The following is a 1194-nucleotide window of genomic DNA, read 5'->3' on the forward strand; positions in this document are numbered from 1 at the left end:
TTCCAAATGGCAATCAGCTGCTCGTCTCTTTCGTTTCGGGCGGACTGATATTCTTTTGCGGAAACCATTATGGGATCCGGTAATTTATCTATTGCTATTTTTCCGTTGGCTGTCATCGGGAAAGATTCCATGGCAATTAAATAGGTTGGAACCATATAGTCCGGCAGCTCATTGCGTAAATACTCACGTAAATCGGTTTCGGTACTTTTTCCGGTATAATAACCTGCTAAATGCTGTATGCCATGAGCGTTAAAACCCGTCACATAACTGTCGGTCACGCCTTCAAAAGCCATAATAGCTCTGGCCACTTCCATTGTTTCCACACGATATCCACGAACTTTCAGCTGATGGTCTTTTCTTCCCACAAAATGGATATTTCCACTGGCATCCCAATAGCCTAAATCGCCTGTTTTGTATAGTTTCCCATTTCCAAAAGGATTTTCAATAAAACGTTCTGCTGTTTGCGTCGGCTGGTTGTGATAACCCAATGCAATCCCGCTTCCCCCCAGGTACAATTCTCCAATCACAAAGTGTGGCTGTATTTGTAAATGGTCGTTGCAGATGTAGATTTCCCTGTTAAAAATAGGAGCTCCGATACAGTTGGAAACACTGCTGTTTTCTATTTCATAATAACTGGTACAAACCGTGGCTTCTGTCGGGCCATAGGTATTGTAGAGTTTTACCTTTTCTGAAAAATTAGATATGTATTCTAATCTCAGGGCATCTCCCCCGCTGATCAGGATTCGTAACGACGGTATGTTGTTGTTGCCCTGTGCCAGTAATTCGTTAATGCTTTGTATTACCAACGGCGTACTGCTTAACAGGGTAACATTATGTTTTGCGGTTAAATTCAATAAAGCTTCGACGTCTTTTCCGCCTGAAGGGGTGAGTATCAATTCACCGCCGACACTTAATATCGGATAAATTTCTTCTACACTGGTATCAAAACTAAAGGACGATTGCTGAATCACAACATCATTGGCGGTAAGTTCAAAATAGCGGATAAAGGTTTGTGTATAATCCAGTAATGAATCATGAGAGATCATCACTCCTTTTGGTTTTCCTGTGGTGCCTGAGGTATACATAATATACGCCAGGTCGTTATGTGATGGCCCGGTTCCTTTATAACTACTATCGTATTTTGATAATTCTGAAATAGTAAGTTCCAGTTTTGAAACGGATGCTTCAATTTCT

At 41.3% G+C, this 1194-nt stretch carries 1 protein-coding gene; it reads right to left on the reverse strand.

From position 1 onward, the window contains the following. On the reverse strand, window positions 1–1194 hold a 1194-nt coding region (locus tag GJU43_RS22705; protein WP_154344181.1), incomplete at both ends, for an amino acid adenylation domain-containing protein.

Origin of the sequence: Flavobacterium sp. LC2016-23 (assembly GCF_009674775.1) — a bacterium.
Lineage (GTDB): Bacteria > Bacteroidota > Bacteroidia > Flavobacteriales > Flavobacteriaceae > Flavobacterium.